The 26,434-nt window shown below is 72.2% G+C and carries 23 protein-coding genes and 1 pseudogene; 12 read left to right on the top strand and 12 right to left on the bottom strand.

Annotated elements, in window-relative coordinates:
* Positions 1–33: 33 nt before the first annotated feature.
* The 5 genes and pseudogenes from ABEA82_RS21355 to ABEA82_RS21335 all read left to right on the top strand — a co-directional run.
* Positions 34–1,014, top strand: a complete 981-nt coding sequence (locus ABEA82_RS21355; RefSeq protein WP_345663173.1) for a zinc-dependent alcohol dehydrogenase — start codon at positions 34–36, stop codon at positions 1,012–1,014.
* A gap of 150 nt (positions 1,015–1,164) precedes the next feature.
* Positions 1,165–1,563, top strand: coding sequence for a 6-pyruvoyl trahydropterin synthase family protein (locus ABEA82_RS21350; RefSeq protein ID WP_039934123.1), 399 nt, complete (start codon positions 1,165–1,167; stop codon positions 1,561–1,563).
* Positions 1,560–2,759, top strand: coding sequence for a glycosyltransferase family 4 protein (locus ABEA82_RS21345; RefSeq protein ID WP_345663172.1), 1,200 nt, complete (start codon positions 1,560–1,562; stop codon positions 2,757–2,759). The genes ABEA82_RS21350 and ABEA82_RS21345 overlap by 4 nt, the downstream gene beginning before the upstream one ends.
* Positions 2,756–3,772, top strand: a complete 1,017-nt coding sequence (locus ABEA82_RS21340) for a class I SAM-dependent methyltransferase (RefSeq protein WP_345663171.1) — start codon at positions 2,756–2,758, stop codon at positions 3,770–3,772. The genes ABEA82_RS21345 and ABEA82_RS21340 overlap by 4 nt, the downstream gene beginning before the upstream one ends.
* Positions 3,769–4,830: pseudogene (locus ABEA82_RS21335) on the top strand (lysylphosphatidylglycerol synthase transmembrane domain-containing protein); the annotation flags it as partial. The gene ABEA82_RS21340 and the pseudogene ABEA82_RS21335, both read left to right, overlap by 4 nt.
* A gap of 158 nt (positions 4,831–4,988) precedes the next feature.
* On the opposite strand, the gene ABEA82_RS21330 reads toward ABEA82_RS21335, so the two are convergent.
* Entirely contained in the window at positions 4,989–5,717 is a 729-nt protein-coding gene (locus ABEA82_RS21330; RefSeq protein WP_345663170.1) for a creatininase family protein, read from the bottom strand.
* A gap of 41 nt (positions 5,718–5,758) precedes the next feature.
* Here ABEA82_RS21330 and ribA point away from each other — a divergent pair, with 41 nt between their 5' ends.
* From ribA to ABEA82_RS21315, 3 genes are all read left to right on the top strand, one after another.
* Complete coding sequence (ribA, locus tag ABEA82_RS21325) at positions 5,759–6,418, top strand: GTP cyclohydrolase II (RefSeq protein WP_345663169.1); 660 nt, start codon at positions 5,759–5,761, stop codon at positions 6,416–6,418.
* 161 nt (positions 6,419–6,579) lie between these two features.
* A complete protein-coding gene (locus ABEA82_RS21320; RefSeq protein WP_345663168.1) occupies positions 6,580–7,641 on the top strand; it encodes a saccharopine dehydrogenase in 1,062 nt (353 codons plus the stop codon).
* A complete protein-coding gene (locus ABEA82_RS21315; protein WP_345663167.1) occupies positions 7,631–8,788 on the top strand; it encodes a saccharopine dehydrogenase family protein in 1,158 nt (385 codons plus the stop codon). The genes ABEA82_RS21320 and ABEA82_RS21315 overlap by 11 nt, the downstream gene beginning before the upstream one ends.
* Positions 8,789–8,794: 6 nt before the next feature.
* On the opposite strand, the gene ABEA82_RS21310 is transcribed toward ABEA82_RS21315, so the two are convergent.
* Positions 8,795–10,027 (bottom strand): serine hydrolase domain-containing protein, encoded by a 1,233-nt coding sequence (locus tag ABEA82_RS21310; protein ID WP_345663166.1) that lies wholly within the window; start codon positions 10,025–10,027, stop codon positions 8,795–8,797.
* A 118-nt stretch (positions 10,028–10,145) separates the two neighbouring features.
* Here ABEA82_RS21310 and ABEA82_RS21305 point away from each other — a divergent pair, with 118 nt between their 5' ends.
* The gene (locus ABEA82_RS21305; RefSeq protein ID WP_345663165.1) at positions 10,146–10,439 is read left to right on the top strand and encodes an ArsR/SmtB family transcription factor; all 294 of its coding nucleotides are present in this window, start codon (positions 10,146–10,148) and stop codon (positions 10,437–10,439) included.
* On the top strand, positions 10,436–10,825 hold the full coding sequence (locus ABEA82_RS21300; protein WP_345663164.1) for a VOC family protein: 390 nt from the start codon (positions 10,436–10,438) through the stop codon (positions 10,823–10,825). The genes ABEA82_RS21305 and ABEA82_RS21300 overlap by 4 nt, the downstream gene beginning before the upstream one ends.
* A 47-nt stretch (positions 10,826–10,872) precedes the next feature.
* Here the strand turns inward: ABEA82_RS21300 and ABEA82_RS21295 are convergent, their stop codons facing one another.
* Complete coding sequence (locus ABEA82_RS21295) at positions 10,873–12,231, bottom strand: MFS transporter (RefSeq protein ID WP_345663163.1); 1,359 nt, start codon at positions 12,229–12,231, stop codon at positions 10,873–10,875.
* 164 nt (positions 12,232–12,395) lie between these two features.
* Positions 12,396–13,067, bottom strand: a complete 672-nt coding sequence (locus ABEA82_RS21290) for a TetR/AcrR family transcriptional regulator (protein ID WP_345663162.1) — start codon at positions 13,065–13,067, stop codon at positions 12,396–12,398.
* A 142-nt stretch (positions 13,068–13,209) separates the two neighbouring features.
* On the opposite strand from ABEA82_RS21290, the gene ABEA82_RS21285 reads away from it, so the two are divergent.
* Complete coding sequence (locus tag ABEA82_RS21285) at positions 13,210–14,085, top strand: shikimate dehydrogenase (protein ID WP_345663161.1); 876 nt, start codon at positions 13,210–13,212, stop codon at positions 14,083–14,085.
* Between the two features lie 29 nt (positions 14,086–14,114).
* On the top strand, positions 14,115–15,911 hold the full coding sequence (locus tag ABEA82_RS21280; RefSeq protein WP_345663160.1) for a bifunctional sugar phosphate isomerase/epimerase/4-hydroxyphenylpyruvate dioxygenase family protein: 1,797 nt from the start codon (positions 14,115–14,117) through the stop codon (positions 15,909–15,911).
* On the opposite strand, the gene ABEA82_RS21275 is transcribed toward ABEA82_RS21280, so the two are convergent.
* From ABEA82_RS21275 to tkt, 8 genes are read right to left on the bottom strand one after another with little or no spacing between them, the layout of a single operon-like run.
* A complete protein-coding gene (locus ABEA82_RS21275; protein WP_345663159.1) occupies positions 15,898–17,364 on the bottom strand; it encodes a membrane-associated oxidoreductase in 1,467 nt (488 codons plus the stop codon). The genes ABEA82_RS21280 and ABEA82_RS21275 overlap by 14 nt on opposite strands.
* A gap of 58 nt (positions 17,365–17,422) precedes the next feature.
* Complete coding sequence (locus tag ABEA82_RS21270; RefSeq protein ID WP_345663158.1) at positions 17,423–18,010, bottom strand: histidine phosphatase family protein; 588 nt, start codon at positions 18,008–18,010, stop codon at positions 17,423–17,425.
* A gap of 4 nt (positions 18,011–18,014) precedes the next feature.
* Positions 18,015–18,899, bottom strand: a complete 885-nt coding sequence (gene gnd / locus ABEA82_RS21265; RefSeq protein ID WP_345663157.1) for a phosphogluconate dehydrogenase (NAD(+)-dependent, decarboxylating) — start codon at positions 18,897–18,899, stop codon at positions 18,015–18,017.
* 1 nt (position 18,900) lies between these two features.
* Entirely contained in the window at positions 18,901–20,553 is a 1,653-nt protein-coding gene (gene pgi / locus ABEA82_RS21260) for a glucose-6-phosphate isomerase (RefSeq protein ID WP_345663475.1), read from the bottom strand.
* A gap of 4 nt (positions 20,554–20,557) precedes the next feature.
* Positions 20,558–21,493: a glucose-6-phosphate dehydrogenase assembly protein OpcA gene (opcA, locus tag ABEA82_RS21255; RefSeq protein WP_345663156.1), complete on the bottom strand. Its 936-nt coding sequence runs from the start codon at positions 21,491–21,493 to the stop codon at positions 20,558–20,560.
* On the bottom strand, positions 21,490–23,157 hold the full coding sequence (gene zwf / locus ABEA82_RS21250) for a glucose-6-phosphate dehydrogenase (protein ID WP_345663155.1): 1,668 nt from the start codon (positions 23,155–23,157) through the stop codon (positions 21,490–21,492). The genes opcA and zwf overlap by 4 nt, the downstream gene beginning before the upstream one ends.
* Positions 23,154–24,299, bottom strand: coding sequence for a transaldolase (gene tal, locus ABEA82_RS21245; protein ID WP_345663154.1), 1,146 nt, complete (start codon positions 24,297–24,299; stop codon positions 23,154–23,156). The genes zwf and tal overlap by 4 nt, the downstream gene beginning before the upstream one ends.
* A gap of 21 nt (positions 24,300–24,320) precedes the next feature.
* Positions 24,321–26,396, bottom strand: coding sequence for a transketolase (gene tkt / locus ABEA82_RS21240; RefSeq protein ID WP_345663153.1), 2,076 nt, complete (start codon positions 26,394–26,396; stop codon positions 24,321–24,323).
* Positions 26,397–26,434: the final 38 nt, after the last annotated feature.

The following is a 26,434-nucleotide window of genomic DNA, read 5'->3' as shown; positions in this document are numbered from 1 at the left end:
CAAGCAGCTTCCCGATCGTTCAGGAGGACTTCGATGAAGCACACCGCCCGGTCGTTCTGGGTCGACTCGCCCGGTCGAGGCGGGATCCGGGACGTCGTCCTGCCGGAACCCGGCGAGGGCGAGGTGCTGGTCCGGTCGCTCTACTCCGGAGTGAGCCGCGGCACGGAGACGCTCGTCTTCCGCGGGGGCGTACCCGTCAGTCAGCACACGGCCATGCGGGCGCCGTTCCAGGAGGGCGACTTCCCGGGCCCGGTGAAGTACGGCTACCTCAACGTCGGTGTGGTGGAGGAGGGGCCCGAGGCGCTCGCCGGCCGTACCGTCTTCTGCCTCTACCCGCACCAGACCCGCTACGTCGTCCCGGCGAGCGCCGTCACGCCCGTCCCCGACGCCGTGCCCGCCGAACGGGCCGTGCTCGCCGGGACCGTGGAGACCGCCGTCAACGCCCTGTGGGACGCCGCGCCCCTGGTCGGCGACCGGATCGCCGTGGTCGGCGGCGGCATGGTCGGCTGCTCGGTGGCCGCGCTGCTCGCCCGGTTCCCCGGTGTCCGCGTCCAGCTGGTCGATGCCGACCCCTCCCGTGCCTTGGTCGCCGAGGCCCTGGGCGTCGGCTTCGCCACCCCCGACGACGCCCGGGGCGACTGCGACCTGGTCGTCCACGCCAGTGCCACCGAGCAGGGACTCGCCAGGTCCCTGGAACTGCTCACCGCCGAAGGGACCGTGCTCGAACTGAGCTGGTACGGCGACCGGCAGGTCAGTGTGCCCCTCGGCGAGGCCTTCCACTCACGGCGGCTCGTCATCCGCTCCAGCCAGGTCGGCACCGTCTCCCCGGCCCGACCGCACCGCACCTACGCCGACCGGCTCGCCGTCGCTCTCGACCTGCTCGCCGACCCGGCGCTCGACACCCTCGTCACCGGCGAGTCCGCCTTCGAGGACCTGCCCGACGTGCTGCCGAAGCTGGCCTCCGGCGAGATCCCCGCGCTGTGCCACCGCGTCCGCTACGACGAGCACGATTGACAGGAATGTCGACATCGTCCCGACAAGAGCGCCTGACCTGAGAAAAGACGTACCCGAGGCTGAACAGGGGAAGGAAAGGAGCCGTATTACCCGGCATCCCCCGCAGCAAACAGCGGGGGAGCAGACGCGCCGCACCTGGAGGGTCGTCCGTTGTTCAGCATCACCGTCCGCGATCACATCATGATCGCCCACAGCTTCCGCGGCGAGGTCTTCGGGCCGGCACAGCGCCTGCACGGGGCCACGTTCCTCGTGGACGCCACGTTCCGGCGCGAGCAGCTGGACGAGGACAACATCGTCGTCGACATCGGGCTGGCCACTCAGGAACTCGGGGCGGTCGTCAGCGAGCTGAACTACCGCAACCTCGACAACGAGCCCGATTTCGCGGGGGTGAACACCTCCACGGAGTTCCTGGCCAAGGTCATCGCCGACCGGCTCGCCGAGCGGATCCACAAGGGTGCGCTGGGCGAGGGCGCCAAGGGCCTCGCGGGCCTGACCGTCAGCCTGCACGAGTCGCACATCGCCTGGGCGAGTTACGAGCGTGCGCTGTGACCGACACGACGATCGAGCGGCCCGGACAGACCGGACCGGCGCGCCTGAACTACGTTCCGGTGCAGCACGCCGCCCTGAAGAACGCCGAGATCATCCCCATGTCCCTGCGCACCGTGCACTTCGTGCTGCCGGGCGGCGTCGACGACCCGGCGGCACCCAGCGGCGGCAACGCCTACGACCGGCGTGTGTGCCTGGACCTGCCCGGTTTTGGATGGCAGGTGACCAAGCACGCGGTGGCCGGTGACTGGCCCAGGCCGGGAGCGGCGGCCCGTACGGAACTCGCCCGCGCGCTGAGCGGCTTGCCCGACGATGCCGTCGTCCTGCTCGACGGCCTGGTGGCCTGCGGAGTGCCGGAGATCGTCGTGCCCGAGGCGGAACGATTGCGCATGGCCGTCCTCGTCCATCTCCCGCTCGGTGACGAGACGGGGCTCGACCCGGTGGTGGCCGCCGAACTGGACGCGAGGGAGCGGGCGGTGCTGCGGGCGGTGCCTGCGGTGATCGCCACCAGCGACTGGGCGGTCCGCCGGCTGGTCTCCCACCACGGCCTGCCCCCGGAGCGGGTCCACGTCGCGGCCCCCGGGGCGGACATCGCGCCCCTGGCCCCCGGCACCGACGGCGTCTCGCGGCTGCTGTGCGTGGCCGCCGTGACCCCGCGCAAGGGGCAGCACCGGCTGGTGGAGGCGCTGGCCACGGTGACCGACCTGCCCTGGAGCTGCGTGTGCGTCGGCGGCCTCACCCAGGACCCGGAGTACGTCGCCCATCTGCGGTCCCTCATCAGCAAGCACGGACTGGAGGACCGGCTGGAACTGGCGGGCCCGCAGTCCGGTGCCGCGCTCGACGCCAGTTACGCCAAGGCCGATCTCATGGTCCTCACCTCGTACGCCGAGACGTACGGCATGGCCGTCACCGAGGCACTGGCCCGGGGCATCCCGGTCATGGCCACCGACGTCGGCGGACTCCCCGAGGCGGTCGGCCGTGCCCCCGACGGTGGTATGCCCGGCATCCTCGTGCCGCCGGAGAACTCCGCCGCCATCGCCGCGGAACTGCGCGGCTGGTTCGGTGAGGCGGACGTGCGCCGCCGCCTCAAGGCCGCCGCCCGCAGCCGCCGCGCCGCCCTCGACGGCTGGGCGACGACCGCACAGAGCCTGGCGGGAGTACTGCGCCGGCTCCCGACCGACCCCCGGAGGGCCGCATGACGAATCCGGTGACGACCCAGCAGAACGGGGCGATCCCGCCCCAGCCCGGGCCGCGGGGGGACGCCGTCATACCGGGGGCGGGTGACGCCGCCTCGGGCGCCGCCGTCATACCGGGCGCCGGCCCCAGCGGCAAGCCCGCCTCGCGCCCCACCGTGAAGCTGCGCGAGGCCGGGCCGGAGGACCCGCCCCGTTACGCCCCCGAGTGGCTGGAGCTGCGGGAGCCCGCCGACGCCGCCGCACGGGCGCACGACCTGCTCGACCCGCTGCGCATCCGGCTGGCCAACCTGCCGGGCAAGTCGGGCGGCGTCGTCATCCACGACCTGGGCTGCGGCACCGGCTCAATGGGCCGCTGGCTCGCGCCCTGCCTGGACGGTGCCCAGCACTGGATCCTGCACGACCGGGACCCCTACCTGCTGCACTTCGCCGCGGTCGCCTCCCCGCGCTCCGCCGCCGACGGCAGCCGGGTCACGGTGGAGACCCGGCGCGGCGACATCGCCCGCCTCACGCCGGACGCCCTGCACGGCGCGTCCCTGGTGACGGCGTCCGCACTGCTGGACGTGCTCACCCGCGAGGAGATCCACACCCTCGCCGCCGCCTGCGCCGGAGCCGGCTGCCCCGCGCTGCTGACGCTGTCCGTCGCCGGGCGCGTGGAGCTGACCCCCTCCCACCCCCTGGACGCGGCGATAGGCCAGGCGTTCAACGACCACCAGCGCCGCGACGGCCTGCTCGGCCCCGACGCGGTCACGGCGGCGGCCGAGGCGTTCTCAGAGAACGGCGCGACGGTACGGCTGCATCCGAGCCCCTGGCGGCTCGGCCCCGGCCAGGCGGCGCTCACGGAACAGTGGCTGCGCGGCTGGGTCGGCGCCGCCGTCGAACAACGCCCCGATCTGCGCGCCGCGGCCGACGCCTACCTGGCCGACCGCCTGGCGGCCTGCGCCGCGGGCGAGTTGCGCGTCACCGTCCACCACACGGACCTCCTCGCTCTGGTCCGCCCGGCGGGCGGAGCGTCATGAGCCCCCAGGCGACGGGAACACGTCCACGACCGGCCTTCGCCGAGAGCACCCGGCTGCCGGAGACCGGCGGCGACCGGGGTCCGATCGAGGAGCCCGGTGCCTCGGCAACGGCAGTCGCCGAGCCGTCGGGCAGCACCGCCGACGACTTCGAGGCCTCGCCGTCCGTGACCGACGCGGAGGGCCCCGGCCCCCGCGCCGCTTCCCCGTCGCCCGGCCCGGTCCGCGCCGTCCTGGCCCGGATCGGCTCCCGCAAGGCCCGTACGCACCTCGGGACCCTCGCCGGAGTCGCCATCCTCGGCGTGCTGTTCTGGCGCCTCGGTACCGGAGTCTTCCTGGACGGGCTGCGGCGGATCGACGCAGGGGCGCTGCTTCTCGCGCTCGGGATCGGGCTCGTCACCACCGTGTGCAGTGCCTGGCGGTGGGCGCTCGTGGCCCGGGGGCTCCGGATCCGGCTGCCGCTCGGGCCCGCCGTCGCCGACTACTACCGTGCGCTGTTCCTCAACGCGGCCCTGCCCGGCGGCATCCTCGGTGACGTGCACCGGGCGGTGCGGCACGGGCAGAGCGAGGGGGACGTGCGGCGGGGCGTGAAGGCCGTCGTGCTCGAACGGGCGGCCGGGCAGCTCGCGCTGTTCGCCGCCGGGGCCGTGATCCTGCTGACGATGCCGTCCCCGGTGCTCGCCGAGGCCCGGCACGTCGCCCCGCTCGCGGTCCTGGCCGCCCTCGGCGCCCTCGCCGTCGTCCTCGCCCTGCGCATGAACCGGGCGTCACCCTCCCGGCGGGGCCGGGCCCTGCGCGGCACGCTCGCCGAGGCACGGGAAGGGCTGGTGTCCCGCCGCAACGGGCCCGGGGTCATTGTCAGCTCCGTGGTCGTTCTGGCAGGTTACGTCGCCATGTTCGTACTCGCTGCCCGCGTGGCCGGAGTCGCCGCCTCCGTGGCTGTCCTGATGCCGCTCGCGGTCCTCGCGCTGCTCGCGATGGGCCTGCCGCTGAACGTCGGCGGCTGGGGGCCGAGGGAGGGCGTCACCGCCTGGGCGTTCGGCGCCGCCGGCCTCGGCGCGGGCCGGGGACTGGCCGTCGCGGTCGTCTACGGCGTACTCAGCCTCGTGGCGAGCCTGCCCGGCCTCGTCGTGCTCGTCGCCCGCTGGTACGCGGGGCTGCGCGCGGAGTCCGGGTCCGCCGCTCCGGACCCGGGACCCGGCCACGCGCCGGGGCGTGACTACGCGTCGGAGGTCAGCAACGAGAAATACGCCCCGAAGGAATCCGCCAGACTCGCCAGGAGTTCCTTCCCCTTTTCCGCCGAACCCAGCGAAGGACGGCCGATGACACCGGAATCGGTATAGCCGGACATGCCGAGGGTGAGCAGATGACGCCGGTCGTCAGCGACGAAATCGGAGGTCTCATAACCGGGTCGGAGCATTTCGGGATGAGCGTGCAGAAGGATGGAGGTTTCAATTTCCCCCGCGTGCATGTCGGTGAGCAGCGAGGTGACCACACCCGCCCGCTCACGCGCCGCCTCCCAGTCCTCCGCGGCCGGGAAGAGCGCCATCCGCTCGCCGCGGGCGGACGACTCCTGAACGACGTTGCCCAGCACGTAGTTTCCGCCGTGCCCGTTGACCACCACCAGGGCGTCGACGCCCGACCGGCGGAGCGAAGCCGCTATGTCCCGTACCACCGCATGAAGGGTCACCGAGGAGATGCTGACGGTCCCCGGCCAGCCCGCGTGCTCGTGCGAGCACGAGATCGTCACCGGAGGAAGGAGGTGTACCGGGTACGCGCCGGTAATCTCCCGCGCGACGGCACAGGCCACCAGCGTGTCGGTCGCCAGCGGAAGATACGGGCCGTGCTGCTCGAAACTCCCCACGGGAAGCACCGCGACCTGCCGTGAGACGCCGGCACCTCGCGTCCGTACGTCTTCCGTGGTGTCTGCCGGCACCAGATCACTCATAACGTCACGGCCTTTCGTCTCTGCTTAGGAACTCGAGAATCATGACAGACAACATTGGCGTACTCGGCAAGAAGGCACCGCAGCGGACCGGCGTGGAACGCGTCGTGAATGCCCCCCTGCCCACCGTGTACGGGAAATTCCAGGCGATCGGCTACATGGACCACGACCGCGGTGACGAACAGGTCGCGCTGGTCTACGGCGAGATCGGCCCGGACGACGTCCTCATCCGGCTGCACTCGGAGTGCCTGACCGGCGACGCCTTCGGCTCCCAGCACTGCGAGTGCGGCGACCAGTTGGACGCCGCCCTGCGCGCGGTCGTCTCCGAGGGCGCCGGCGTCGTCGTCTACCTCAGAGGGCATGAGGGCCGCGGCATCGGCCTGCTCGCCAAGCTGCGCGCGATGGCCCTGCAGGCGGAGGGTCTGGACACGGTCGAGGCCAACCTCGCGCTCGGCCTGCCGGTCGACGCCCGCGACTACGGGGTGGCCGCCCGGATCCTGGACGACCTGGGTGTGAAGTCCGTCCGCCTGATGTCCAACAACCCCCGCAAGCGCGAGGCACTGGTGAGCCACGGCATCAGCGTCGCCGAGCAGGTGCCGCTGCTGATCCCGCCGTGCGAGAACAACATCACGTATCTGAGGACCAAGCGGGAGCGCCTCGACCACCACCTGCCCCATCTGGACGCGGTGGTCAGCTCCTCCTGAGACGCTCCTCCTCCGGTGCGGGACCGATTCCGGTTCCCGCGACGTGACCTGGGCGAATTCGTGCGCCACCCGTGGGTGGGCCGCGTACGCTTCGTGGACGTCCGCCCCTTGAGCGCCGGCCCGTCAGTGGCCGGCGCCTCACGTCCGGAGGCCCACCCGGGATGACCGAGCTCCATCTGTGGCTGCGCCACGAGGCCCGAACGACCGAGCGACGCACACCGATCGTGCCCGACGACGCCCGGCGGCTCGTCGACGACGGCGTGACACTGACCGTCGAGGAGTCCCCGCAGCGCGTCTTCCCGATCGGGGAGTACGAGGCGGCCGGCTGCCCTGTCGCCCCCGCGGGCTCCTGGGTGTCGGCGCCGCGGGACGCCGTGGTGCTGGGCCTCAAGGAACTGCCCGAGGATCCGGCCGAGCTGACCCACCGGCACATCTTCTTCGGCCACGCCTACAAGGGCCAGCCGGGAGCGGGCGACCTGCTGCGCCGGTTCGCCGCCGGGGGCGGGACGCTGTTCGACCTCGAATACCTGGTGGACGACACCGGGCGGCGCCTCGCCGCCTTCGGGTACTGGGCCGGCTACCTGGGCGCGGCCCTGGCGGTGCTCCAGCACCGGGGCCGGCTGCGGGCACCGCTCGTGCCCACGACGAAGGAGGACCTGGACGAGACGCTGCGGCCCGCCCCGGGCGACGCCGCGTTCACCGGCCTCGTCATCGGCGCCCTGGGCCGCAGCGGCCGCGGCGCCCGCACGGCCTTCGCCGCCGCCGGCGCCGACCCGACCTGCTGGGACCTCGCCGAGACCCGCGACCTGGACCGCGGCGCCCTGCTGCGGCACGACGTGATGGTCAACGCGGTGCTCGCCACCAGCCCCGTCCCGCCCTTCCTGCGGGAACAGGACCTCGACAGCCCGGACCGCCGCCTGCGCACCCTGTGCGACGTGACGTGCGACGTCGGCTCCCCGCTCAACGTCCTCCCGGTCTACGACGACACCACCGACTGGGACGAGCCCGTCCGCCGGCTGCGCAAGGAACCCCCGCTCGACCTGATCGCCATCGACAACCTGCCCTCCCTGCTGCCACTGGAGTCCAGCACCGACTTCTCGGCCGCCCTGCTGCCCCACCTGCTCGACTTCGGTGTCACCGGTCCCTGGGGGCACTGCCTGGACCGGTTCCGCCAGGCCACCCGTGAACACGGGCTCGACAAGGGGGAGTTCCATGACCATTGACCCGGTACCCGCGAGCGGCACCGTCCACTGGATCGGCGCCGGCCTGTCCACGGGCAGCGGCCTGGCCGCGCTGTGCGACACCGCCCCCCGCGTACGACTCTGGCACCGCACCGAGAGCCGCGCCGCCGACGCCCTCGACCGGCTCGGCCTCGCCGGACGCGCCGAGCCCCGCGCCTACACCCTCGCCGCGCTGACCGCCGAACTGGCGCCCGGCGACGTCGTCGTGTCCATGCTGCCCGCGCCGGAGCACGCGCCCCTGCTCGCAGAATGCGTACGGCTGGGGGCGCACTTCGCCTGCTCCAGCTATGTGTCCGAGGCGGTGCTGGAGCAGGTGCCGGCCGCCGAGAAGGCCGGGGTCGTCGTCCTCACCGAGGCCGGGCTCGACCCGGGCATCGACCACCTCTTCGCCCACGCCCTGGTGGCCCGGGCCCGGGAGGCGATCGGCGACGGGACGCCCGCCTCGTACACCCTGACGTCGTACTGCGGCGGTGTCCCGGCCGTCCCCAACGACTTCACGTACCGCTTCAGCTGGGCCCCCGCAGGGGTCCTCAACGCCCTTCGTTCCCCGGCCCGTTACATCGAGGACGGGGCCCAGACGGTCGCCGGCCGTCCCTGGGAGGCGACCCGGCGGCACCTGGTCGGAGGGGAGACGTTCGAGGTCTACCCGAACCGCGACAGCGTCCCGTTCGTCGCGCAGTACGGGCTGCCGGACGCCTGGACGCCGCGGACGTTCGTGCGGGGCACCCTGCGCCTGGAGGGCTGGCTGCGTGCCTGGGACGGCGTCTTCGAGGAGCTGAAGGCCGGCGACGACGCCCGGATCGCCGCCCTGGCCCGGGAGCTGGCCGCCGCCTACCCCACCACGGAGGACGACCGCGACCGGGTCGTGCTCGCCGTGTCGCTGGACGTGCGGGCCGGAACGGGCCGGACGTGGTCGGGCGGTTACCTCCTGGACCTGGTGGGCGACGCGCGGGAGAGCGCGATGGCCCGCTGCGTCTCGCGCACCCTGGCCCTCGGTGTCCGCCACGTCCTGGACGGCTCCCTGCCGCCGGGCCTGAACAGGGCCGCGGAGACGGCGGCACGATCCGAGCAGTGGCTGCGTGAACTCGCCGAGGAAGGGGTCGAGTTCACGCTCCAGGCCGAGCGGTGACGGGCCTCAGTCCGTCACCGCCTCGTGCACCAGCCGCTTGAGGTCGCGGAACACCGTGTGCGACGACCTGGGCCGTACCTGCGTCAGGAACTGCACCGTCAGGTCGCGGCCCGGGTCGACCCAGAAGGTCGTCGTGGCGACCCCGCTCCAGCCGTAGGCGCCGAGTGCGGACGGTGCCTGCGTGCGGGACGGGTCGATCACCACGGAGACGTTGAGGCCGAAGCCGACACCCGCGTTGCCGGGCTCGTCGTGGGCGGGACGGCTCCCGAAGGCGCGCAGGTCGGCACCGCCGGGCAGCTGGTTGCGGGTCATCAGGTCCACGGTGCCCGGGGCGAGGAGACGGACGCCGTCGAGCTCGCCCCGGCGGCGCAGCAGCTCCATGAAGCGGTGGTAGTCGTGGGCGGAGGCCACCATGCCGCCACTGCCGGACAGGAACCGCGGCCGCCCGCCGCGCAGCGGCAGCCCGGGGGCCGGCGCTATGCCGCCGCCCTCCTTCTCCCCGTACATCTCGGACAGCCGGGGCGCCTGCTGCTCATTGACGTGGAACCCCGCGTCCGTCATCCCCAGCGGCCCGAAGATCCGCTCGGCGCAGAACACGTCGAGCGGCTGCCCGGACACCACCTCGATGATCCGGCCCAGGACATTGCTCGCCACCGAGTAGTTCCACTGCGTCCCCGGCTCGAACTGCAGCGGCAGACTCGCGTACACCTCGATGGTCTCCGCCAGGTCCGCGCCCGGCGGCACCGACGACTCCAGACCGGCCTCGCGGTACAGGGCGTCGACGGGATGGGTGTGGTAGAAGCCGAAGGTCAGGCCCGAGGTGTGGGTCATCAGATGCCGGACGAGTATCGGGCCGTCGGCCGGACGGGTCCGGACGTCGGCACCGGACCCGCCCTCGTACACCCGCGGGTCGGCGAAGGCGGGCAGATGGTCGGCGACCGGATCGTCCAGCGACAGCCGGCCCTCCTCCACCAGCAGCAGGGCGGCCACCGCGGTGACCGGCTTCGTCATGGAGTACATCCGCCACAGCGTGCCGGGCTCGACGGGCAGCCCGGCCGCGATGTCGCGCAGGCCGTGCGTGGTGAGGTGGGCGACGCGTCCGCCCCGGGCCACGGAGACGAGGAAGCCCGGCAGACGCCCCTCGTCCACCAGAGCGGCGAAGTGCCGGTCCAGGCGGCCCAGCGCCCGCGGATCCAGCCCGGCCTCACCCGGATCGGCCTCTTGTCGCAGCTGTGCCATCGATCTTCCTCCGTCGCGCTCGTCGAGGTGAGGTCCGGCATACCCCACGCGGGCCGCCTCAGACCTCATCCCGGTGCGGGACTTGATAGGCAAGTCGCCACTTGCCTATCGTGAGGTCATGTCGGAGGATGTCTTCAAGGCGCTGGCCGATCCCACCCGCCGGCGCATCCTCGATGAGCTGGCCGAACGGGACGGTCAGAGCCTGTTCGAGATCTGCACGCGGCTGGTGACCAAGCACGGTCTGGGGTTGTCACGCCAGGCGATCAGCCAGCATCTGGCCGTGCTGGAATCGGCGGGTCTGGTCGTTTCACGGCGCCAGGGCCGCTACAAGTTCCACGACCTGAACACCGAACCCCTTGAGCGCGTCATGAACCGATGGCTCAGGACCGACCCACCGGAGGCCGGCGTATGAGGATCCACATCACCAGCGTCTTCGTCGACGACCAGGAGAAGGCGCGGCGCTTCTACACCGACGTGCTGGGCTTCGTGAAGAAGCACGACGTCCCGGTGGGGACGGACCGGTGGCTCACCGTGGTCTCACCGGAGGACCTCGACGGGACCGAGCTGCTCCTCGAACCCTCGGGGCACCCCGCGGTGCAGCCGTACAAGACGGCGCTGGTGGAGGACGGCATCCCGGCCGCCTCGTTCGCCGTGGACGACGTGCACGCGGAGTTCGAGCGGCTGCGCGGTCTCGGCGTGCGGTTCGTCCAGGAGCCACTGGAGATGGGCCCCATCACCAGCGCGGTCCTGGACGACACCTGCGGCAATCTGATCCAGATCGTGCACACCAAGTCCTGAGGCGGGTGCCGGGCACCGGCCCGGCACCGCCTGCGGCCCTCAGGCGGTCAGGCCGTCACCTTCTCCGGCTGACCGGCCTCCCGGGTGGTGCGCTCCCCGAGCTGCTCCGTCGGAACCCGGTGCGTCTCACGAGCCGACAGCGCGGCGATGACCGGCGGCACGCACAGCGCCGCCGTGAACAGGGCCACCGCCGACCAGTCGTCGCCGTCCGGGCCGGCGATCCGCGCGGCGAACGTCACCGCGAAGCCGGCCGCCGCGAAACCGATCTGCGTGCCGATGGCCACCCCGGACAGCCGCACCCGGGTTGTGAACATCTCGCCGTAGAAGGCCGGCCACACGCCGTTCGCGGCGCTGTACACCACGCCGAAGCAGAGGATGCCCGTCAGGAAGGTCAGCGGGTAGGAGCCGGTGGAGACCGCCCACAGGTACAGGAACATCGTCACCGCGCTGCCGGCCGCGCCGATCAGGAACACCGGGCGGCGGCCGATCCGGTCGGCCAGGGTGGCCCACAGCGGGATCGCGGCGAGCGCCACGACGTTGGCCAGGGCCCCCACCCACAGCATGGCGGTGCGCGACATGCCGACCGCGTCGCTCGTGGCGTACGCCAGCGCCCACACCGTGAAGATCGTGCTGACCGAGGCGATGAGCGCGCCCGCGATCACCCGCAGCACGTCCGCCCAGTGCTCGCGCAGCAGCACCGCGAGCGGCAGTTTGACGACACCCTCCTCGGCGGCCTGCTGGGCGAAGGCGGGGGTCTCGTCCAGCTTGCGGCGGATGACGTAGCCGACGACGGCGACCGCGACGCTCAGCCAGAAGGGCACCCGCCAGCCCCAGGACAGCAACTGCTCCTCGGGCAGCGCGGCGATCGGGATGAAGACCAGCGTGGCCAGCAGCTGGCCGCCCTGGGTGCCGCTGAGGGTGAAGCTGGTGAAGAAGCCGCGCCGGCCCGGCGGCGCGTGCTCCAGCGTCATGGAGTTGGCGCTGGCCTGCTCGCCCGCCGCCGAGATGCCCTGGAGCACCCGGCACAGCACCAGCAGGACCGGCGCGAGGGTGCCGACCTGGGCCCGGGTCGGCAGACAGCCGATGAGGAACGTCGACAGGCCCATCAGCATCAGCGTGAAGACCATGATCTTCTTGCGGCCGAGCTTGTCCCCGAAGTGCCCGAGCACCAGCGCGCCGACCGGGCGGGCGGCGTACGCGACGCCGAAGGTGGCCAGCGACAGCAGCGTCGCCGTGGCCGGGTCGGACTCGTCGAAGAAAACCTCGGGGAAGATCAGCGCGGCGGCGCTGCCGTAGATGAAGAAGTCGTAGTACTCCAGCGCGCTGCCGACCCAGGCGGCGGTCGCGGCTTTCCTGGGCTGACCGGGCGGGGCGGCGGCCCCTCGGGGCGTGGCGGGGACGGACACGGCGGCTCCTTAAGGGGCTCCACCCCAGGTGGAGTGAGCGAAAGGACGGTGCGGAGGGGGACGGCCGGATCGCGGCTAATTAACCCACTGGGTAGTTAGTAGGGGATGGCCAGTGATGCTGCGCCCGGGTGCCGCCGGTGTCAAGGGGTCGCGCGTCGGCCATCTCAGTCCGAGGCGCGCTCCGCCGTGAGGTACGCGATCACCATGTCGCCCAGCATGGTGCGGTAGTGCGTGCGCTGCGCCGGGTCGACCAGGTCGCGGCCGAACAGCGCGCCGAAGGTGTGCCGGTTGGAGACCCGGAAGAAGCAGAACGAGGAGATCATCGCGTGCAGGTCGACTGCGTCGACCTCGGCCGTGAACAGCCCCGACCTGCGGCCCTCCGCCAGGATGCGGCGGATCACGTCCAGGGCGGGGGAGCCGATCCGCCCGAGCTTCTCGGAAGCCGCGATGTGGTGCGCCTCGTGGATGTTCTCGATGCTGACCAGGCGGATGAAGTCCGGGTGCTGCTCGTGGTGGTCGAAGGTCACCTCGGCCAGGCGCCGGATGGCCGCCACCGGGTCCAGATGCTCGACGTCGAGCTCCTGCTCGGCCTCGCGGATGACGGTGTAGGCCCGCTCCAGCACGGTGGTGAACAGCTGTTCCTTGCCGCCGAAGTAGTAGTAGATCATCCGCTTCGTGGTGCGGGTGCGGGCGGCGATCTCGTCCACCCGGGCCCCGTCGTAGCCGGCCCGGGCGAACTCCTGCGTGGCCACGTCGAGGATCTCGGCCTGGGTGCGGGCGGCGTCACGGACGCGCTCGCGCTCGCCAGGACGGGCCGGTTCTTCGACGCTGGTCATCAGGTTCCTTCGGGCGGAGGGGCCGGTGCCGGTGATTGTAGAAGCCGGGGCCCGTCCGCCCACGGGGTCTTCCCGAGCCCGCACCCGGCTGATATAGCTAACGTACTAGTTCGTACATTAGTGAGCCGCTCGGGAGGCCCGCGTGCCCAAGGACTCGTATCTCGTCGGACTGATCGGTTCCGGCATCGGTCCGTCACTCAGCCCGGCGCTGCACGAGGGGGAGGCCGACCGGCAGGGACTGCGCCTGCTGTACCGGCTGATCGACATCGAGACACTCGGTGTGCCGCCGGAGGCGGTGGGCGAGCTGGTGAGCGCCGCCCGCGACCTCGGCTTCGACGGGCTCAACATCACGCACCCCTGCAAACAGCTCGTCATCGAGCACCTGGACGCCCTCGCCCCGCAGGCCGAGGCACTGGGCGCGGTCAACACCGTCGTCTTCGAGGACGGCCGCGCCGTCGGCCACAACACCGACGTCACCGGCTTCGCCGCGTCCTTCGCGCGGGGGCTGCCCGACGCGCCCCTGGAACGGGTCGTCCAGCTGGGCGCCGGCGGGGCGGGCGCGGCCGTCGCACACGCCACGCTGACCCTCGGCGCCGAGCGGATCACCCTCGTCGACGCCCTGCCCGAGCGGGCCGCCGCCCTGGCCGAGTCCCTGAACCGCGCCTTCGGGCCGGGGCGCGCGGCCGCCGCCTCCCCGGACCGGCAGGCCGAGCTGCTCGCCCACGCCGACGGCATCGTGCACGCCACACCGACCGGCATGGCCGCCCACCCCGGCCTGCCCCTGCCCGCCGAGCTGCTCCGCCCCGGGCTCTGGGTCGCCGAGGTGGTCTACCGCCCGCTGGAGACCGAACTGCTGCGCACCGCCCGCGCGCTGGGCTGCGCCACCCTCGACGGCGGCGGCATGGCCGCCTTCCAGGCCGCCGACGCGTTCCGTCTGTTCACCGGCCGGGAACCCGACGCCGCACGCATGCTGGCCGACCTGACCGAACTGGCCGGGGCCATAGGGGCACGGAACTAGACAGAAGCCGCCCAGCGAGAGGTACCGACGTGCGTACGTCCATCGCCACCGTTTCCCTCAGCGGATCCCTCACCGAGAAGCTCACAGCCGCCGCCGGGGCCGGCTTCGACGGGGTGGAGATCTTCGAGAACGACCTGCTGGCCAGTCCCCTCACCCCCGAGGAGGTCCGCGCCCGCTGCGCCGACCTCGGCCTCACCGTCGAGCTCTTCCAGCCGATGCGGGACATCGAGGCCGTCCCCGAGGACGAGTTCGCCCGGAACCTGCGGCGGGCCCGGCACAAGTTCGAGCTGATGCGCAGGCTCGGCGCCGACACGGTCCTCGTCTGCTCCAGCGTCTCCCCGCTCGCGGTGGACGACGACGCCCTGGCCGCCGAGCAGCTGAGCCGCCTCGCCGACCTCGCCCGGGACTCCGGCGTCCGGGTGGCCTACGAGGCGCTCGCCTGGGGCCGCCACGTCAGCACGTACGACCACGCCTGGCGCATCGTCGAGTCGGCCGATCACCCCGCCCTCGGTACCTGCCTCGACAGCTTCCACATCCTGTCCCGCGGCTCGGACCCCAAGGGCATCGAGGACATCCCCGGCGAGAAGATCTTCTTCCTCCAGCTCGCGGACGCCCCGCTGCTCGCCATGGACGTCCTCCAGTGGAGCCGCCACTACCGCTGCTTCCCCGGCCAGGGCGGCTTCGACGTCGCCGGGCTGCTGCGGCACGTCCTGGCCACCGGCTACGACGGCCCGCTCTCGCTGGAGGTCTTCAACGACGTCTTCCGGCAGGCCGAGGCCGGCCCGACCGCCGTCGACGCCCGGCGCTCCCTGCTGGTCCTCCAGGAAGCCGTGGGCCGGGCGCCGCTGCCCGAGCCGGTCGTCCCCACCGGCGTCGCCTTCGCCGAGCTGGTCACGCCCGACGCCGAACCCCTCACCGCGCTGCTCGGCGCCCTGGGATTCACCCGCACCGCCCGCCATCGCGGCAAGCCCGTCGCCCTGTGGGAGCAGGGGGACGCCCGGATCCTCGTCAACACCGGGCCCGCCGTCCGCCGCGACGGCACCCAGCTCGCCGCCATCGGCCTCGAGTCACCGGACCCCGCCGCGGCGGCCCGGCGAGCCGAGGCGCTGCTGGCTCCCGTCCTGCCCCGCCGCCGGGCACCCGGGGACGCCCCGCTCGACGCGGTCGCCGCCCCCGACGGCACGGAGCTGTTCTTCTGCGCCACCGGCCGCCCGGACCTGCCCGACTGGCGGGCCGACTTCGAGGACACGGGCGAGGAGAGCGCGCCGGCGGGCATCCGCCGCATCGACCACCTCGCCCTCACCCAGCCCTGGCACCACTTCGACGAGGCGGCCCTCTTCCACCGCGGTGTGCTCGGCCTGCACGGCCAGGAGAGCGTGGACGTCGCCGACCCCTACGGCCTGCTGCGCAGCCGCGCCGTCACCAACGCCGACGGCAGCGTCCGGATCGCCCTCACCGTCGGAGCCGCGCCCACGGACGACACCGTGCACGCCCAGCACATCGCCCTGGCCACCGACGACGTGGTCGCCGCGGCCCGCCGCTTCCGCGACACCGGCGGCAGCCTCCTGCCGGTCCCGGCGAACTACTACGACGACCTCGCCGCCCGCTTCGAGCTCCCCGACGGGGCGCTGGAGACCTATCGCGACCTCGGCATCCTCTACGACCGCGACCCCCACGGCGGCTTCCTGCACTGCTACACCCGCACCGTCGGCCGCGTCTTCTTCGAACTGGTCCAGCGTGACGACGGCTACCGGGGCTACGGCGCCGCCAACGCCCCGGTACGGCTGGCGGCCCAGCACACGGTGCGGGCGCTCACTGGCGGCTGACGGTCCGGGTGATGCCGGTGACGACGGTGGTGGCGAGGAGCCAGCCCGTGAGCACGAGGGCGTAGGCGAGCCACTGGTACCCGCCGGTGGGGGCGAACGCTCCCTCCTGCCCGAAGGAGATCACCGGCAGCAGCAGGTCGAACGTGTAGAACACCGGGTTGAACTCCGGGGCCTCGTCCGCCTTCAGCGGCCGCGGGTGGTGCAGTGCGTAGGTGACGGAGCCGATCACGAGCAGCGACACCAGCCAGGCCGCGGCCCGCAGCGGGCGGAAGCCGTAGCCGACGGTGGCGTCCTGCACGTAGCCCCACAGCCGGCCGTACCAGGGCAGGGTGCCGCGGTGGCGGCGTTGCTTGGCGAGCTGGACGAGGCGGGCGGCCCGGTCGTCGCCGATCCGGCGGTAGGCGGCTGTCAACTGCTCGTAGGCGTGCGGGACGTAGCCCTCGCCGTCCCGCTCCAGCATCTCCAGGCGGCGCTCCGCGGGTTCGTGCGGGGAGAGGGAGGTGTAGACGAGGCTGTCGAGCAGGACCTCCTCCGGCACCGCCTCCGGTTCCAGGAACAGCACGTCCAGGTGGGTGCGGCGCAGGTTGAGGGTGCCCTCCATGGGCGGGCTCCTGCGCACCCAGAGCTCCCCGACGGTGCAGCTGCTCGCGCGCAGCGCCGCGTCCCCGGGATTGGACAGGCGCGCGTGCGACAGGTCGAGACGCCCCGCGACACGGGCACCGCGCAGGCCTATCCAGCCGCGCACGTCCACGCCGCGCAGGAGGACGTCGCCCTCCACCGCGAGCGTCTCCGCGTCCAGGGCGACCTCACCCGCCTCGGTTTCCAGCCGGGCCTCGTTGAGGGTGATCGACCCGGCGACCGACGCGCCCGTCAGACGCACCTCGCCCCGGGCCCGCAGACCCGGCGCCGACAGGCCGTCCCCCACGGTCACGTGGTTGAGCTGGAGCGCCGGCTGACCGGCGGGCAGCGCGTCGATGCCGGCCCCGTCCATGAACAGCGCCCCGGCGATCTGCGCCCCGCCGAGCCGTACGGGCCCGTCGAACAGACAGTCCGTCATGCGCAGCACGCCGTCCACCCGTACGGTGGCGGCGTCCAGGCCGGGCAGGACGGAACCACGCAGGTTGAGCTGGCGCAGCCGCGCCGCGTACAGCACGGGGACGTCCTCGAAGTAGCAGTCGCTCAGGCGGACGGCGTGGTCGATCTCGCCGTACTGGAGGCTGAGCACCCCGGTGATCCGCGCGCCCGCCAGCCTCAGGGCGGCTGTCTCACCGTCCTCCTGGGGCGCGCTCAGCAGCAGGGCCCGTAACACGGACGCGCGTACGGTCCGCTCGGGTCCCCAGTCCGCGCCTCGCTCCGGATACTCGTCCGCCGGCCCCCGGAAGTCCACGTCCTGGCCGCGCGGAAAGGCGCGCCACACCCGCTCCTCGGCGGGTGTCATGTTGTCGATCTCCATCAGCGGGGACTCTGACGTCCCGGCCGGGGGCTGTCAACCCGCCCCCGGCCGGGGCGGGTTACGCCCGCGCGTTCCACTCCTCGATCACCGGTCGCCCGTGCTCGGTGGAGAGCCGGCTGACCGTGCCCGTCTCCAGGCGGAACAGCCGTCCCTCGGCCGCTGTCAGACCCAGCCGGCGGGCCGTCAGGACGCGCAGGAAGTGGCCGTGGGCCACCAGCATCACATCGCCCTCGGGCAGCGCCGCCGTCACCCGGGCCAGCACCCGGTCGGCGCGCTTGCCGACCTCGTCCGGGGACTCGCCCGGACTGCCGTCGGCGCCGGGCGGCGCGCCGTCGGTCCACAGGTTCCAGTCGGGGCGGGTGAGGTGTATCTCCTCGGTGGTGACGCCCTCGTAGGCGCCGTAGTGCCACTCGTGCAGGTCCGCCTCCCGGCCGGCGCCCGTCAGACCCGCCAGTTCGGCGGTGCGCCGGGCGCGGCCGAGGGGGCTGGTGAGGACCAGTGCGAAATCGCGCCCGGCCAGGAGCGGGGCCAGCGACCTGGCCTGCTCCTCACCGCGTGGGGTGAGGGGCAGGTCGGTGAAGCTGGTGTGCTGTCCGCTCCGGCTCCACTCCGTCTCGCCGTGGCGGACCAGCAGCAGATCTCCCACAGTGCTACGCCTTCTTCGCGGCTTCGACGGCGTGCCCGCCGAACTGGTTGCGCAGCGCCGCGATCATCTTCATCTGCGGCGAGTCGTCCTGCCGGGAGGCGAACCGGGAGAAGAGGGAGGCGGTGATCGCGGGCAGCGGCACGGAGTTGTCGATCGCGGCCTCCACGGTCCAGCGGCCCTCGCCGGAGTCCTGGGCGAATCCCCGGAGGTTCTCCAGGTGCTCGTCCTGGTCGAGCGCGTTGACCGCGAGGTCGAGCAGCCAGGACCGGATGACGGTGCCGTCCTGCCAGGAGCGGAACACCTCGCGGACGTTGTCCACCGAGTCCACGGCCTCCAGCAGCTCCCAGCCCTCGGCGTAGGCCTGCATCATGGCGTACTCGATGCCGTTGTGGACCATCTTCGCGAAGTGCCCGGCGCCCACCTTGCCCGCGTGGACGTAGCCGTACGGGCCCTCCGGCTTGAGCGCCTCGAAGATCGGCTGCAACCGGTCGACGTGCTCCTTCTCGCCGCCGACCATCAGGGCGTAGCCGTTCTTCAGCCCCCACACACCGCCGGAGACGCCCGCGTCGACGAAGCCGATGCCGTGCTTGCTCAGCTCCTCGGCGTGCTTCTCGTCGTCCGTCCAACGGGAGTTGCCGCCGTCGACGACCGTGTCCCACGGCTTGAGGAGGTACCCCAGCTGGTCGATGACGTGCTGGGTGGGGGCGCCGGCCGGGACCATGACCCAGACCGTGCGCGGCGCGTCCAGCGCGTTCACGAGGTCGGCCAGGCTGGCGACGTCGGACTTCTCGGGGTCGGTGTCGTAGCCGACGACGGTGTGGCCGGCGTTGCGCAGGCGCTCGCGCATGTTGGCGCCCATCTTGCCGAGACCCACAAGACCGATCTGCATGTCAGTTCACTTCCCGAAGATTGCGGTAGGCGGCCACCAGCGCGGCCGTGGACGGGTCGAGACCGGGGACGTCGGCGCCCTCGGTCAGGGCGGGCTCGACGCGCTTGGCGAGGACCTTGCCGAGTTCGACGCCCCACTGGTCGAAGGAGTCGATGTTCCAGACCGCGCCCTGCACGAACACCTTGTGCTCGTAGAGGGCGACCAGCTGGCCCAGGACCGACGGGGTCAGTTCGGTGGCCAGGATCGTCGTGGTGGGGTGGTTCCCCTTGAAGGTGCGGTGCGGGACCTGCTCCTCGGGCACGCCCTCGGCCCGCACCTCCTCGGCGGTCTTGCCGAAGGCGAGCGCCTGCCCCTGCGCGAACAGGTTGGCCATCAGCAGGTCGTGCTGCGCCTTGAGCTCGTCGCTCAGCTCGGCGACCGGCCGGGCGAAGCCGATCAGGTCGGCCGGGATCAGCTTCGTGCCCTGGTGGATGAGCTGGTAGTAGGCGTGCTGCCCGTTGGTGCCCGGCGTGCCCCACACCACCGGCCCCGTCTGCCACCGGACAGGACGCCCGGCGCGGTCCACCGACTTGCCGTTGGACTCCATGTCGAGCTGCTGGAGGTAGGCGGTGAACTTCGACAGGTAGTGGCTGTACGGCAGCACCGCGTGCGACTGGGCGTCGTGGAAGTTGCCGTACCAGATGCCCAGCAGACCCATGATGAGCGGGGCGTTGGCCTCCGCGGGGGCGTTGCGGAAGTGCTCGTCGACGATGCGGAATCCGTCCAGCATCTCCCGGAACCGGTCCGGTCCGATGGCGATCATCAGGGACAGGCCGATCGCGGAGTCGTACGAGTAGCGGCCGCCGACCCAGTCCCAGAACTCGAACATGTTGTCGGTGTCGATGCCGAACGCGGCGACCTTCTCGGCGTTCGTCGACAGGGCGACGAAGTGCTTGGCCACGGCCTTCTCGTCGCCCCCGAGACCGCTCAGCAGCCAGGAGCGCGCCGAGGTCGCGTTGGTGATGGTCTCGATCGTGGTGAAGGTCTTGGAGGCGACGATGAACAGCGTCTCCGCCGGATCCAGGTCGCGGACCGCCTCGTGCAGATCGGAGCCGTCCACGTTCGACACGAAGCGGAACGTCATCGAGCGGTCCGTGAACGGCCGCAGCGCCTCGTACGCCATCGCCGGGCCCAGGTCCGAGCCGCCGATGCCGATGTTGACGACGTTGCGGATGCGCTTGCCGGTGTGGCCGGTCCACGCGCCGGAGCGGACCCGGTCGGCGAATTCGGTCATCTTGTCGAGCACGGCGTGCACCCTCGGGACGACGTTCTCGCCGTCGACCTCGACCACCGCGTCGCGCGGCGCCCGCAGGGCGGTGTGCAGCACGGCCCGGTTCTCGGTGGTGTTGATCCTCTCGCCGCGGAACATCGCGTCGCGCAGCCCGAACACGTCGGTGGCGGTGGCCAGCTCCTGGAGCAGGGCCAGCGTCTCGTCCGTGACCAGGTGCTTGGAGTAGTCGATCCGCAGATCGCCCACGCGCACGACGTAGCGCTCGGCGCGCCCCGGGTCCGCCGCGAACAGGTCGCGCAGGTCCGGCTGCGGCAGGGCTTCCTTGCGGTGGTCCTCCAGGGCGGTCCACTCGGGCCGCCGCGTGAGCTCGGGGGAGTCGGACAGCGGGTCAGACATGAGCGGGGGTCTCCTCGGTTGCCTCGCCGTTCAGGGCGATGGCGTACATCTCGTCCGCGTCGAGGCGCCGGAGCTCCTCGGCGATGAGTTCGGAGGTGGCACGGACCTTCAGTGCGAGGGTCCGGGGGGGCTGGCCCGGCAGGGTCAGCGTCGCCAGCGGCCCCTCGGGGCGGTCGATGACGATCTCGCCCCGCTCCGTGCCCAGGCGGACGGCCGTCACGACCGGCCCGGCGGTGACCACGCGGTCGACCCGGACGTGCAGCCGGGCCTCCAGCCAGCGGGCCAGCAGCTCGGCGGCCGGGTTGTCGGCCTCGGCCTCCACGGCCGCCGAGATGACCCGCGCCCGGGCCTGGTCCAGCGCCGCCGCCAGCATCGAACGCCAGGGCGTCAGCCGGGTCCAGGCGAGGTCGGTGTCGCCGGGCGCGTAGGAGCGGACCCGGGTCTGGAGCGCCTCCAGGGGGTTGTCGACCGCGTACAGGTCGGTGATTCGCCGCTGGGCCAGTGCCCCGAGCGGGTCCTTCGAGGGCACCTCCGGCGCCTCCACCGGCCACCAGACCACCACGGGCGCGTCCGGCAGCAGCAGCGGCAGCACCACCGAGTCGGCGTGGTCGGACACCTCGCCGTAGGTGCGCAGCACCACCGTCTCGCCGGTGCCCGCGTCGGCGCCCACCCGGACCTCGGCGTCCAGCCGGGACTGGGTGCGGTCCCGCGGGGTGCGGGCCTGGCGCTTGATGACGACCAGGGTGCGCGAGGGGTGCTCGTGCGAGGCCTCCTCGGCCGCCTTGATCGAGTCGTAGGCGTTCTCCTCGTCCGTGACGATCACCATCGTCAGGACCATGCCCACGGCCGGTGTGCCGATGGCGCGGCGGCCCTGCACCAGCGCCTTGTTGATCTTGCTTGCCGTGGTGTCGGTCAGGTCGATCTTCATGGCCTGCGCCAGCTCCGTCCGTCTCGTGCGAGCATCTCGTCGGCTTCCGCGGGTCCCCAACTGCCCGAGGCGTACTGCGCGGGCCGGCCGTGCGTGGCCCAGTACTGCTCGATCGGGTCGAGGATCTTCCAGGACTCTTCCACTTCCTGGTGACGGGGGAACAGGTTGGCGTCGCCCAGGAGCACGTCAAGGATCAGCCGTTCGTACGCCTCGGGGCTCGATTCGGTGAACGACTCGCCGTAGGCGAAGTCCATCGTCACGTCCCGGATCTCCATCGACGTGCCCGGCACCTTCGAGCCGAACCGGACCGTCATGCCCTCGTCCGGCTGGACGCGGATGACGATCGCGTTGGAGCCCAGCTCCTCGGTCGCGGTGGAGTCGAAGGGGGAGTGCGGGGCCCGCTGGAAGACCACGGCGATCTCCGTCACCCGGCGGCCGAGCCGCTTGCCGGTGCGCAGGTAGAACGGGACGCCCGCCCAGCGGCGGTTGTCGACCTGGAGCTTGACCGCGGCGTACGTGTCGGTCGTGGAGGCCTGGTCGATGCCCTCCTCCTCCAGGTACCCGCTGACCTTCGTGCCGCCCTGCCAGGCCGCCGCGTACTGCCCGCGCACGGTGTGCCGGCCCAGGTCCTCCGGCAGCCGCACCGCCCGGAGCACCTTCAGCTTCTCGGTGAGCAGCGACGCCGCGTCGAAGGCGGCCGGCTCCTCCATGGCGGTGAGCGCCATCAGCTGGAGCAGGTGGTTCTGGATGACGTCGCGGGCGGCGCCGATGCCGTCGTAGTACCCGGCCCGGCCGCCGATGCCGATGTCCTCGGCCATCGTGATCTGCACGTGGTCGACGTACGACCGGTTCCAGATCGGCTCGAACATCTGGTTGGCGAAACGCAGCGCCAGGATGTTCTGGACGGTCTCCTTGCCGAGGTAGTGGTCGATGCGGAAGACCTGCTCGGGATCGAACACGTCGTGCACGATCGAGTTGAGCTCCTCGGCCGACTTCAGATCGTGCCCGAACGGCTTCTCGATGACCGCGCGGCGCCAGGAGTCCCCGGGGGCGCCCGCCAGCCCGTGCTTCTTCAGCTGCTGGACGACCTTGGGGAAGAACTTGGGCGGCACCGAGAGGTAGAAGGCGTAGTTGCCGCCGGTGCCCCGGGAGGCGTCCAGCTCGTCGACGGCCGAGCGCAGCTGCTTGAACGCCGTGTCGTCGTCGAAGTCGCCCGGGATGAACCGCATGCCCTCGGAGAGCTGCTGCCAGACCTCCTCGCGGAACGGGGTCCGGGCGTGCTCACGGACCGCGTCGTGCACCACCTGCGCGAAGTCCTGGTCCTCCCAGTCCCGGCGGGCGAAGCCCACCAGCGAGAAGCCCGGCGGCAGCAGACCGCGGTTGGCCAGGTCGTACACGGCCGGCATCAGCTTCTTGCGGGACAGGTCGCCGGTCACGCCGAAGATGACGAGCCCGGAGGGGCCGGCGATCCTGGGCAGACGGCGGTCCTGGGCATCACGCAGCGGGTTGGTGAAGTCGGGGTCGCCGTGCTGCGCGGGCGGGGCGGCGTGGCCGCTCACCCCGGTCTGCTCCACCCCGGCCGCCTCCTGGGCGGCCCGGGCCTCCTTGTCCTCCTTGGTCCCCTTGGTCTCCTGTTCGGCCGTCTGAGGGATCCCCTCGCTCATTCCGCGTCAACTCCCTTGCTGTTCAGGGACTTGGTGACCGCGTCCAGCAGGTCCTGCCAGGCCACCTCGAACTTGGCCACGCCCTCGTACTCCAGTTGCCGCACCACCTCGTCGTATGCAATGCCGAGCCGCGCCACGGCCGCCAGGTCGGCGCGCGCCTGGGCGTAACCGCCGGTGACGGTGTCGCCCTGGACGCCGCCGTGGTCGGCGACGGCGTTCAGCGTGGCCTCCGGCATCGTGTTGACCGTGCCGGGGGCGACCAGCTCGTCCACGTACAGGGTGTCCTTGTAGGCGGGGTCCTTCACACCGGTGGAGGCCCAAAGGGGGCGCTGCCGGTTCGCCCGGGCGCCTCCCAGGGCCTGCCAGCGTGCCCCGGCGAAGACCTCCTCGTACGCCTCGTAGGCCAGCCGCGCGTTGGCCAGCGCCGCCCTGCCCCTGAGGGCGAGGGCCTCGTCCGTGCCCAGCAGCGTGAGGCGCTTGTCGATCTCGGAGTCGACGCGGGAGACGAAGAAGGAGGCGACCGAGTGGATGGCGGACAGCTCCCGACCCGCCGCCTGGGCCTTCTCCAGCCCGGCGAGGTAGGCGTCCATCACCTCGCGGTAGCGCTCCAGCGAGAAGATCAGCGTCACGTTCACACTGATGCCCGCGCCGATCACCTCGGTGATCGCCGGCAGGCCGGCCTTCGTCGCCGGGATCTTGATCATCACGTTGGGGCGGTCCACCAGCCAGGCCAGCTGCCGGGCCTCGGCGACGGTCGCCGTCGTGTCGTGGGCCAGGCGCGGGTCGACCTCGATGGACACCCGGCCGTCCCGGCCGCCGGTGGCGTCGTACACCGGCCGCAGGACGTCGGCGGCGGCCCGGACGTCGGCGGTCGTCATCATGCGGACGGCCTCGTCGACGGTGACGCCCCGCACCGCCAGGTCCGCGAGCTGCTCCTCATAGCCTTCGCCGGAGCCGATGGCGGCCTGGAAGATGGACGGGTTGGTGGTGACACCGACGACGTTCCTCGTGGCGACGAGCTCGGCCAGGTCGCCGGACTCGATCCGCCGGCGGGACAGGTCGTCCAGCCAGATCGACACGCCCTCGTCGGACAGGCGCTTGAGTGCTCCCGCGCTCGCGGTCGCTTCGGTCACAGTGATCAACTTCTTTCGGGGGCTTTCGGATCAGCCGCGCACGGCGGCGAGGGACTCGCGGGCCGCGGCGACGACGTTCTCGGGGGTGAAGCCGTACTCGGCGAACAGGGTCTTCGCGTCGGCGGAGGCGCCGAAGTGCTCCAGGGAGACGATGCGTCCCGCGTCCCCCACGAACCGGTACCAGGTCAGGCCGATGCCGGCCTCGACCGCGACCCGGGCCTTCACGGACGGCGGCAGGACGCGGTCGCGGTACGCGCGCGGCTGCTCCTCGAACCACTCCACGGACGGCATCGACACGACGCGGGTGGGTACGCCCGCCGCCTGGAGGCGCTCGCGGGCTTCGGCGGCGACGTGCACCTCGGAACCGGTGGCGATCAGGATCACCTGGGGCTCGCCGCCTTCCGCCTCGAACCGCACGTAACCGCCACGCGCCGCCTCCGGGTCCGGCTCGTACGTCGGCACGCCCTGGCGGGTGAGCGCGAAGCCGTGCGGGGCCGGGTCGGTGGAGTGCCGTCGCAGGATCTCGGCCCAGGCGACGGCGGTCTCGTTGGCGTCGGCCGGACGGACGACGTTCAGGCCCGGGATCGCCCGCAGCGCGGCCAGGTGCTCCACCGGCTGGTGGGTCGGGCCGTCCTCGCCCAGGCCGATGGAGTCGTGCGTCCAGACGTACGTCACCGGCAGCTGCATCAGGGCCGACATACGGACGGCGTTGCGCATGTAGTCGGAGAACACCAGGAAGGTGCCGCCGTAGACGCGCGTGTTGCCGTGCAGCGCGATGCCGTTCATCTCCGCGGCCATGGAGAACTCGCGGATGCCGAAGTGGACCGTCCGGCCGTAGGGGTCGGCCTCCGGCAGCGGGTTGCCCGTGGGCAGGAAGGAGCTGGTCTTGTCGATCGTGGTGTTGTTGGAGCCCGCCAGGTCGGCCGAGCCGCCCCACAGCTCGGGGATGATCCCGCCGAGGGCCTGGAGCACCTTGCCGGACGCGGCGCGGGTGGCGACCGCCTTGCCGGGCTCGAACACCGGCAGGGCGTCCTCCCAGCCCGCGGGCAGCTCGCCCTTGCTGACCCGGTCGAAGGTGACGGCGCGCTCCGGGTTCTCGCCGCGCCAGGCGACGATCCGCTTGTCCCAGGCGGCGTGCGCCTCGGCGCCCCGGTCCAGGGCCCCGCGGGTGTGGGCCAGCACCTCGTCGGCGACCGCGAAGCTCTGCTCCGGGTCGAAGCCGAGGACGCGCTTGGTGGCGGCGACCTCGTCCACGCCGAGCGCCGAGCCGTGCGAGGCCTCGGTGTTCCGCGCGTTCGGTGCGGGCCAGGCGATGATCGTGCGCATCGCGATGATCGAGGGCCGTTCGGTCTCGGCCTGAGCCGCCTTCAGCGCCGCGTACAGCGCGCGCACGTCGACGTCACCGTCGTCCCGCGGCTCGATGCGCTGCACGTGCCAGCCGTACGCCTCGTAGCGCTTCAGCACGTCCTCGGAGAATGCGGTCGCGGTGTCGCCCTCGATGGAGATGTGGTTGTCGTCGTAGAGGAAGACCAGGTTGCCGAGCTTCTGGTGGCCGGCCAGCGAGGAGGCCTCGGCGGAGACGCCCTCCTGGAGGTCGCCGTCGGAGACGATCGCCCAGATCGTGTGGTCGAAGGGCGACTCGCCCCGCGGGGCCTCCGGGTCGAACAGGCCGCGCTCGTAACGGGCGGCCATCGCCATGCCGACCGCGTTCGCTGCGCCCTGGCCGAGCGGGCCCGTGGTGGTCTCCACACCCGCGGTGTGCCCGTACTCGGGGTGCCCGGGGGTCCGGGAGCCGTGCGTGCGGAAGGCCTTCAGGTCGTCCAGCTCCAGCTCGTAGCCCGCGAGGTACAGCTGCGTGTAGAGGGTCAGCGAGGTGTGACCGGGGGAGAGGACGAAGCGGTCACGGCCGGCCCACTCCGGGTCGGCGGGGTCGTGGCGCATCACCTTCTGAAAGATCGTGTAGGCGGCCGGCGCCAGGCTCATCGCGGTGCCGGGATGGCCGTTGCCGACCCGCTGGACGGCATCCGCGGCCAGCAGCCGGGCGGTGTCGACGGCACGCCGGTCGAGTTCGGTCCATTCGAAGCTGTCCGCTGTCTGCGTGCTCATCTTCAAGAAGTCCTCGATGGGAGCGAAGTGGCTGGTCT

The organism is Streptomyces venetus (assembly GCF_039540295.1).
GTDB lineage: Bacteria > Actinomycetota > Actinomycetes > Streptomycetales > Streptomycetaceae > Streptomyces > Streptomyces venetus.
The sequence above is the reverse complement of the archived record's forward strand: the minus strand, read 5'-3'. Positions and strand labels throughout refer to the sequence as shown.

What these genes read in the sequence shown, in the direction of transcription:
- opcA (WP_345663156.1), bottom strand. Translation starts at nt 21,493, where the DNA reads ATGAAGATCGACCTGACCGACACCACGGCAAGCAAGATCAACAAGGCG.
- ABEA82_RS21340 (WP_345663171.1), top strand. Translation starts at nt 2,756, where the DNA reads ATGACGAATCCGGTGACGACCCAGCAGAACGGGGCGATCCCGCCCCAG.
- ABEA82_RS21310 (WP_345663166.1), bottom strand. Translation starts at nt 10,027, where the DNA reads ATGGCACAGCTGCGACAAGAGGCCGATCCGGGTGAGGCCGGGCTGGAT.
- tkt (WP_345663153.1), bottom strand. Translation starts at nt 26,396, where the DNA reads ATGAGCACGCAGACAGCGGACAGCTTCGAATGGACCGAACTCGACCGG.
- ABEA82_RS21315 (WP_345663167.1), top strand. Translation starts at nt 7,631, where the DNA reads ATGACCATTGACCCGGTACCCGCGAGCGGCACCGTCCACTGGATCGGC.
- zwf (WP_345663155.1), bottom strand. Translation starts at nt 23,157, where the DNA reads ATGAGCGAGGGGATCCCTCAGACGGCCGAACAGGAGACCAAGGGGACC.
- ABEA82_RS21275 (WP_345663159.1), bottom strand. Translation starts at nt 17,364, where the DNA reads ATGGAGATCGACAACATGACACCCGCCGAGGAGCGGGTGTGGCGCGCC.
- ABEA82_RS21320 (WP_345663168.1), top strand. Translation starts at nt 6,580, where the DNA reads ATGACCGAGCTCCATCTGTGGCTGCGCCACGAGGCCCGAACGACCGAG.
- ribA (WP_345663169.1), top strand. Translation starts at nt 5,759, where the DNA reads ATGACAGACAACATTGGCGTACTCGGCAAGAAGGCACCGCAGCGGACC.
- gnd (WP_345663157.1), bottom strand. Translation starts at nt 18,899, where the DNA reads ATGCAGATCGGTCTTGTGGGTCTCGGCAAGATGGGCGCCAACATGCGC.
- ABEA82_RS21290 (WP_345663162.1), bottom strand. Translation starts at nt 13,067, where the DNA reads ATGACCAGCGTCGAAGAACCGGCCCGTCCTGGCGAGCGCGAGCGCGTC.
- ABEA82_RS21300 (WP_345663164.1), top strand. Translation starts at nt 10,436, where the DNA reads ATGAGGATCCACATCACCAGCGTCTTCGTCGACGACCAGGAGAAGGCG.
- ABEA82_RS21305 (WP_345663165.1), top strand. Translation starts at nt 10,146, where the DNA reads ATGTCGGAGGATGTCTTCAAGGCGCTGGCCGATCCCACCCGCCGGCGC.
- ABEA82_RS21330 (WP_345663170.1), bottom strand. Translation starts at nt 5,717, where the DNA reads ATGAGTGATCTGGTGCCGGCAGACACCACGGAAGACGTACGGACGCGA.
- ABEA82_RS21355 (WP_345663173.1), top strand. Translation starts at nt 34, where the DNA reads ATGAAGCACACCGCCCGGTCGTTCTGGGTCGACTCGCCCGGTCGAGGC.